Here is a 7,732-nt window from a genome sequence, read left to right as displayed (position 1 = left end):
GGGAGACCCACGCGCCGGCGTTCGCGACGACCGTGACGAGCCCCTCGTACTCGAGCTGCTGCAGCGCCTGCCGCACCGGCACACGGCTCGCACCGAAGCGGGCGGCGAGATCCTCCTGGCGGATACGCATGCCCGGCGGATAGTCGCCGCCGACGATGCCGCCGCGGATGCTGTCGGCGATGCGCGGTCCGGCGTCTCCGTCGCGGGGGCGGGCGTGCGTGTCGTCGGCATGCGTCGACGCGGTCTGTGCGGTCATCGATGATCCCCTCGGCTCGCCTTCATTCTGCCGGGCGGGCCGGATGCCACAGGATGACGGGGGAGTCGGCCTCGTAGGCCTTGCCGTCGGGGTAGCTGACCAGTTCGAACTGCATGCCCCAGGGGGCTCGGAAGTACAGCCATCGCTGACCGGCGGCGGCACCGGCGCTCGCGATCGGGTCGCCCATGATCTCGACGTCGTACGCGCGCAGGTGGGCGATCGCGGCATCCATGTCGTCGACGTAGAGCGCGAGGTGGTGTCCGCCGATGTCGCTGTTGCGCGGGGGAGGCGACTGCCCGTCGGGCGTCTCATAGGCGAAGACCTCGAGATTGGTGCCGTTGCCGAGACGGTAGAAGCGGATCTCGGTGATCACGGCCCGGGGGTGAACCCCGAGCTGGCGCGACATCCAGTCGTCGTCGGCGCGCTTCGCGCCCAGCGTGTAGACGGGCACGGCGCCGAGCACGTCCACCAGGAAGCGCTCGGCCTCCTCGAGGTCGGGCACGGTGATGCCGAGGTGGTCGGAGCCGCGCAGACCGGGGATTCCTGTCATCGATCGACCTCCTCGTCGTCTGGATCCAGTTTCGGCTCCAGTGTGCGTCAATTCCCGGTTTGAACGCAAGAAGTTCTTGAAATTGGATCCAAACGTGCGTTACCGTGAGTGAGCGCTGACGAGCGGCGCACTGTCGAAGGAGATGGGATGCCCCAACGTCGTCGTCTGCAGACGGGAGTCGACTGGATCTCGCTGTCGACCACCGCCGCCGACTGGAAAGCCGCCGACCCGGAGCTGCTGACAGCCATGTACGGCGAGCTCCACCTCATCCGTGCCTTCGAGGAGGCCGTGCTCGACCTCGCCGCCGCCGGCCTCGTGCACGGTCCCGCGCACTCGAGCATCGGTCAGGAGGGCGGCGCCGTCGGCTCGATCATCGGCCTGCGTCCCACCGATGCCGTCAACGGCTCCCACCGCGGACACCACCAGTTCCTCGCGAAGGCGATCACCTACGTCGCCGGCGGCCGGCTCGACCTCGGTGCCCTCGTCGACCCGGCGCTGAACGCGCTGCTCCAGCGCACGCTCGCCGAGATCCTCGGCCTCGCACCGGGGTTCTCGGGCGGACGCGGCGGGTCGATGCACCTGCAGTGGCTCGAGGCGGGCGCGCTCGGAACGAACGCCATCGTCGGCGGCGGCGCCCCCATCGCCGCCGGCCACGCGTGGGCGCAGAAGCACGCCGGCACGACGGACGTCTCGGTCAACTACTTCGGCGACGGCTCGAGCCAGATCGGCTCGGTGCTCGAGTCGTTCAACCTCGCCGCGACCTGGCACCTCCCGGTCGCGTTCTTCATCGAGAACAACCTCTACGCGGTCTCGACCCATGCCTCGGAGGCCAGCGCCGACGCCCGCTTCTCGGTGCGCGGGCAGGGGTTCTCCATCCCGTCGTGGCGGGTCGACGGCATGGACCCCCTCGCCGTGCACCTCGCGATGACCGAGGCGACCGAGCGGATGCGCGCGGGCGACGGTCCTGCGATCGTCGAGGCGGAGGTCTACCGCTTCTTCCACCAGAACGGCCCCTACCCCGGGAGCGCCTTCGGCTACCGCACGAAGGACGAGGAGGCCAGCTGGCGCGAGCGCGATCCGATCGCCCTCCTCGGCGGCAGGCTCCGTTCGCTCGGCATCGCCTCCGACGCCGAGCTCGAAGCCGTGCGCGACCAGGCCGTCGCGGCGATGGTCGACGCCGTCGCGGCGCTCGTCGAGGACGACCCCGACAACGCCGGTCGTCGTCGCATCCGCCCCGAGCTCTGGCCCGACCCGGCAGTGGTCGACACCGGCATCCGCGGCGACGAGTCCGAACTCGCGGATGCCGCGGCATCCGACCCGATCGTGTTCGACGGGCCGTGGCGGGACATCCGCTTCGTCGACGCCGTCGCCGCGGTGATGGACCGGCGCATGTCCGAGGACGAGCGCATCGTCGTGCTCGGCGAGGACGTCCACCGACTCAACGGCGGTACGAACGGCGCCACGAAGGGGCTCGCGAAGGCATATGGACCCGAGCGGGTCATCGGCACCCCCATCAGCGAGAACGGGTTCTTCGGGCTCGCCGGAGGCATCGCGCTCGACGGCAGGTTCCGGCCGGTCGTCGAGTTCATGTACCCCGACTTCATGTGGGTCGCGGCCGACCAGGTGTTCAACCAGGTCGGCAAGGCCCGCCACATGTTCGGCGACAACAACACGGTGCCGCTCGTGCTGCGCACCAAGGTCGCCATGGGATCCGGCTACGGATCGCAGCACCTGATGGACCCCGCCGGCATCTTCGCGACCCAGCCCGGCTGGCGCATCGTCGCCGCCTCGACCGCGGCGGACTACGTGGGCCTCATGAACGCGGCGCTGCAACTCGATGACCCCGTGCTCGTGATCGAGCACGTCGATCTCTATGGCCAGGCCGACCGCGTGCCCGATGCGCCGCTCGACTACGTCATCCCGCCTCGCAGCGCAGCCGTGCGCCGGGAGGGCGCGGAGCTCACCGTGCTCACCTACCTCTCCATGGTGCAGTCCTCGCTTGACGCCGTCGCCGAGACCGGCGTCGATGCGGAGGTGATCGATCTGCGCTGGCTCGACCGGGCCTCCTTCGACTGGGACACGGTGGGGGAGAGCATTCGCAAGACCAACAACGTGCTCATCGTCGAGCAGGGCTCGCGCGGCCCGTCGTATGGCGCGTGGCTCGCCGACGAGATCCAGCGGCGGTTCTTCGACTGGCTGGACCAGCCCGTCGAGCGGGTCACCGGCGGCGAGGCGAGCCCGAGCATCTCCCGCATCCTCGAACGCGCCGCGATCGCGGGGACCCCCGAGATCGTCACCGAGATCGACGCCATGCGTCGCGCCTGGGGCGGTCGCTGATGGCCGCCGTGATCCGCATGCCGGAGGTCGCCACGGGCACCGGCGAGGCGGCGATTCAGACGTGGCTCGTCGAGATCGGGACGGCCGTCGCCGCCGGCCAGCCGATCGTCGAGATCGAGACCGAGAAGGCCGTCGTCGAGTACGAGACCGAGGTCGCCGGCGAGCTCGCCGCGATCCTCCTCCCGGCCGGGGAAGCGGGCGCCGTCGGTGCGCCGATCGCCGTCGTCGCCGAGGCGGCCGAGTCCCGCGCCGATGCCCTCGCCGCCGCGGAGGCGGAGGGTGTCGTCGTCGGTGGCCCGCCCGCCGACGCGGTTCCCCCTGTGCCTGCACCGACGACGCCGACGACGGCGGCCGCACCCGTCACGGCGTCCGAGGCCGCACCCGTCACGGCGTCCGAGCCCGTGCCGACGGCGGTCACCGAGCCCGTGCCGACACCGGAATCGGCTGCCGAATCGGTGCCCGCACCGCCTGCGCCCGATGCGCCGGCGGACGATGACGCAGGCCCCGATTCCTCGGCTGGGCGCGTGTTCGCCTCCCCGCTCGTGCGTCGACTCGCGGGCGAGCGCGGCATCGATCTCGCCGCCGTGCGCGGCTCGGGCCCGCGCGGTCGCGTCGTGCGGCGCGACCTCGACGATCTGCCCGCGCCGGCGCCCGTGGCCCCGGCGGCGACGGCCCCTGTCTCGACGCCCGTGCCGCCCGCCCCCGCGGGAGCTCAGGCTCCCGCACCGGCCGGCGCTGAGGACATCCCGCACACCGGCATGCGTCGCGCCATCGCGCGTCGGCTCACCGAGGCGAAGACCGAGATCCCCCACATCTACCTGCGGGCGGACTGCCGGGTGGACGCCCTCCTCGATCTGCGCGCACGCATCAACGAGGGTCGTGCCGCCGATGCGCGCGTGTCGGTCAACGACCTCGTCGTCAAGGCGGTCGCCGCCGCGCTCCTCGACGTGCCCGAGGCCAACGCCATCTGGCTCCCGGAGGTCACCCGGCGCTTCTCCGGCGTCGATCTCGCGATCGCAGTCTCGATCCCGGGCGGACTCGTGACCCCGGTCGTCCGCGGGGTCGACACGCTTCCGGTCGGGCGTCTCGGCGCGGTCATCCGCGAACTCGCCGAGCGGGCGCGGGCGGGGCGCCTCAAGCAGAGCGAGCTCGAGGGCGGATCGTTCTCGGTCTCGAACCTCGGCATGTACGGCACCGCAGAGTTCGCGGCCATCATCAATCCGCCGCACTCGGGCATCCTCGCCGTCGGCGCCGCGACGCGGCGGCCGGTCATCGACGATGACGGCGAGCTCTCGGTGGCGACGGTCATGACCGTGACGCTGTCCGCCGATCATCGCGTGCTCGACGGGGCGCTCGCCGCCCAGTGGCTCGCCGCATTCGTCCGGAGGATCGAGCACCCGCTGTCGCTGCTCGTGTGACATGCCGACGGATGCCGCGGCCCCCGGAATGATGGATCCCGCGGGCGCGTTGCGCCTGTCGAACCACACCGAAAGGAACGTCATGGCCCGCATCGCCGTCATCGGAGGAACCGGCTACGCCGGAAGTCACATCGTGCGCGAGGCGGTGAGCCGTGGACACACCGTCATCTCCGTGGCCCGCTCCGTGCCGGCCGAGCGCGTCGAGGGCGCGACCTACGTCGAAGGGACGTTGCTCGACGTGCCGTCGCTCGTCGCCGAGCTGCAGGGCGTCGACGTGGTCGTGTCGGCCGCGGCGCCGCGCGGCGACATGGCGGGCAAGCTCCGGCCCGCGACGGCCGAGCTGCTCGCGGCGCTGCCGGACTCCGTGCGGCTGGGCGTCATCGGCGGCGCGGGCGGCAGCCTCGTCGCCCCGGGTGGCCCGCGCCTGATCGACAGCGGGTTCCCCGAGGAGTACAAGGCGGAGGCGTTCGAGGCGATCGGCATCCTCGAGGACCTCCAGGCGACGGATGCCGCGAAGGACTGGTTCTTCGTGCACCCGGCTGCAGAGTTCGGCGCGTGGGCGCCGGGCGAGCGCACGGGGGCCTACCGCGACGGCGGCGACGTGCTCGTCTCGGACGAGAACGGCAAGTCGTACATCTCCGGCGCCGACCTGGGTGTCGCGGTGGTCGATGAGATCGAGACGCCGGCGCACCACCGCGGGCGCTTCACGATCGGGTACTGACCGACGCCTCCGGGTCAGACGAGGTCGCGCCAGTCGATCTCGTCTGACCCGTCGTCATCCTCATCGTCGTCGTTGAGACGGATGACGGGAAGCGACATCGTCTCCGTCGGCGGACCCATCACGGTGGCCTCGTCGCGGCGATGACGCAGCACGTCGTCGATGTACGACGACACGACCTCCGCGAGGGGGACCGACGCCCCCCGTGCCTGCGACATGTACCAGCGATGCTCGAGCACCTGGTGGAACACCTCGGCGGGCTCGAGCTTCGCGCGCAGATCGAACGGGATCGAGGTCACGACCGGCTCGAAGATGCGGGTCAGCCATTCGTGGGCGACCATGTCCTCGTCCTGCCCGGGGCGGGCGGCCCGCGCGCGGAACTCGTCGAGGTCGTTCAGCAGCCGCCGTGCCTGGTTCTCCTCGACGTCGAGGCCCGTCAGGCGCAGCAGACGCCGCTGATGGTGTCCCGCGTCCACGACCTTCGGACGGATCGCCACGCGAGTGCCGTCGCCGGTGGTCGAGATCGACATCTCTCCGATGTCGAAGCCGAGCGCGTTGAGCTTGTGCACCCGCTCGGTGATGCGCCAGGACTCGCTCGCGCTGAAGCTCTCCTGATCGGTGAGGGCGGCCCACAGCGACCGGTACGACGAGAGGATGCCATCGGCCACCGCGACCGCGTCGATGCCGCCCTCGAGCCGCCCGCCGGCGGCGAGATCCATGATCTCGCCGGCGATGTTGGTGCGCGCGACGTCGAGGTCGTGCTCGCGCTGTCCGCGGGTGAGGCCGCTCTCGTGCAGCTCGCCGGTCTCGGCGTCGACGAGATAGGCCGCGAACGCGCCCGCGTCGCGCCGGAAGAGGGTGTTCGAGAGCGACACGTCGCCCCAGAAGAAGCCGACGTTGTGCAGGCGCACGAGCAGCACGGCGAGCGCGTCGACGAGTCGTGTGGCGGTGTGCGGGCGCAGCACCTGCGTGAACAGCGCCCGGTAGGGGAGCGAGAACTTCAGATGCGCGGTCACGAGGGCGGCGGGAAGCGGTGCGCCGGCGGCATCCCGTCGCCCGCCGATCACTGCGACGCGCTCGACACAGGGCACGTCGAGCCGCGCGAGGTTGCCGAGCATGTCGTACTCGCGGCGCGCCATCCCCTCGGTGGTCTCTTTGATGGCCACGACGCGACCGGACAGGTTCGCGAACCTCACCAGGTGCCGTGAGAGGCCCTTGGGGAGGTACACGATCGAGGACGACGGCCAGTCCGACAGCGGCAGGCTCCAGGGCAGCGACAGCAGCCCCGGGTCGATGTCGCTCGCGGTGATGCTCAGGTACTCCGGCACGGATGCCCCTCAGAAACGGCAGCGGCGCGGGAGCATGCCCCCGCGCCGCTGCACTGCGGTGTGATGCGATCAGGCCGCGGCGATGGCCTTGTCGGTCAGGCGCTCGCCGGACTCCAGGTCGAACACGTGCACGTGGCCCGGAACGGGAGCGAGCACGACGGTCTCGCCGGCGTTCGGGTGACGACGTCCGTCGACGCGGGCGACGATGTCGGTGCGCTTGCCGGCGATGTCGGCGTGGCCGTACAGGTAGCCGTCGGCGCCGAGTTCCTCGACGAGGTCGACGGTGACCGACAGGCCCTTCTCGCCGGCGCCGACGATCTGGATGTCCTCGGGGCGCACCCCGATCGTCACCTCGCTGCCGTGGGCCTTGCCGATCGTGTCGGCCTCGACCGGCACCACGAGGTCGCCGAAGCGCACGCCGCCCTCGGTGAGGTCGACGGGGAACAGGTTCATCGCGGGCGAGCCGATGAAGCCGGCCACGAACACGTTGTTCGGCTTCTCGTACAGGTCGCGCGGGGTGCCGACCTGCTGCAGCAGGCCGTCCTTGAGCACGGCGATGCGGTCGCCCATCGTGAGCGCCTCGGTCTGGTCGTGGGTGACGTACACGGTGGTGACGCCGAGGCGCCGCTGCAGCGAGGCGATCTGCGTGCGGGTCTGCACACGCAGCTTCGCGTCGAGGTTCGACAGCGGCTCGTCCATGAGGAACACCTGCGGCTGGCGCACGATCGCACGGCCCATGGCGACGCGCTGACGCTGGCCACCCGAGAGGGCCTTCGGCTTGCGGGTGAGGTACTGCTCGAGGTCGAGCAGCTTCGCGGCCTCGAGCACCCGCTGCGCCCGCTCCTCCTTGCCGACGCCGGCGATCTTGAGCGCGAAGCCCATGTTCTCCGCGACGGTCATGTGGGGGTACAGGGCGTAGTTCTGGAAGACCATCGCGATGTCGCGATCCTTCGGGGGCACGTCGGTGACGTCGCGGTCGCCGATGCGGATGTGACCGGAGTTGACCTCCTCGAGGCCGGCGAGCATGCGCAGCGACGTGGACTTGCCGCATCCCGACGGGCCGACCAGCACGAGGAACTCCCCGTCGCCGATCTCGAGGTTGAGCTTGTCGACCGCGGGGCGGGT

Annotated in this window: 7 protein-coding genes; 3 read left to right on the top strand and 4 right to left on the bottom strand. The window is 71.0% G+C overall.

The annotated features are described in order from the left end of the window. Together ASG00_RS14650 and ASG00_RS13690 are read right to left on the bottom strand one after the other, a co-directional pair. A partial coding sequence (locus ASG00_RS14650) for a GntR family transcriptional regulator (protein ID WP_156456264.1) occupies positions 1 to 256 on the bottom strand: 256 nt, incomplete at its 3' end. 22 nt (positions 257 to 278) lie between these two features. Next, positions 279 to 806, bottom strand: a complete 528-nt coding sequence (locus ASG00_RS13690; protein ID WP_056210262.1) for a VOC family protein — start codon at positions 804 to 806, stop codon at positions 279 to 281. Positions 807 to 953: 147 nt separating this feature from the next. Between ASG00_RS13690 and ASG00_RS13685 the strand changes: the two genes are divergently transcribed. From ASG00_RS13685 to ASG00_RS13675, 3 genes are all read left to right on the top strand, one after another. Next, on the top strand, positions 954 to 3,143 hold the full coding sequence (locus ASG00_RS13685) for an alpha-ketoacid dehydrogenase subunit alpha/beta (protein WP_056210259.1): 2,190 nt from the start codon (positions 954 to 956) through the stop codon (positions 3,141 to 3,143). After that, positions 3,143 to 4,561 carry a 2-oxo acid dehydrogenase subunit E2 gene (locus tag ASG00_RS13680; protein ID WP_056210258.1) on the top strand — a complete coding sequence of 473 codons (1,419 nt, stop codon included), beginning with the start codon at positions 3,143 to 3,145 and terminating at the stop codon, positions 4,559 to 4,561. The genes ASG00_RS13685 and ASG00_RS13680 overlap by 1 nt, the downstream gene beginning before the upstream one ends. 82 nt (positions 4,562 to 4,643) lie before the next feature. Then, the gene (locus ASG00_RS13675) at positions 4,644 to 5,282 is read left to right on the top strand and encodes an NAD(P)-dependent oxidoreductase (RefSeq protein ID WP_056210383.1); all 639 of its coding nucleotides are present in this window, start codon (positions 4,644 to 4,646) and stop codon (positions 5,280 to 5,282) included. 14 nt (positions 5,283 to 5,296) lie between these two features. Here ASG00_RS13675 and ASG00_RS13670 read toward each other — a convergent pair whose 3' ends face one another. Together ASG00_RS13670 and ASG00_RS13665 are read right to left on the bottom strand one after the other, a co-directional pair. Next, positions 5,297 to 6,607 carry a DUF4032 domain-containing protein gene (locus tag ASG00_RS13670; protein WP_056210255.1) on the bottom strand — a complete coding sequence of 437 codons (1,311 nt, stop codon included), beginning with the start codon at positions 6,605 to 6,607 and terminating at the stop codon, positions 5,297 to 5,299. A gap of 69 nt (positions 6,608 to 6,676) precedes the next feature. Beyond that, the coding region (locus ASG00_RS13665) for an ABC transporter ATP-binding protein (protein ID WP_082483272.1) at positions 6,677 to 7,732 on the bottom strand (1,056 nt) is incomplete at its 5' end.

The sequence above is a fragment of the Microbacterium sp. Leaf351 genome (assembly GCF_001423825.1).
Classification (GTDB): Bacteria; Actinomycetota; Actinomycetes; order Actinomycetales; family Microbacteriaceae; genus Microbacterium; species Microbacterium ginsengisoli.
This window is presented reverse-complemented; position numbering and strand designations above follow the sequence as displayed.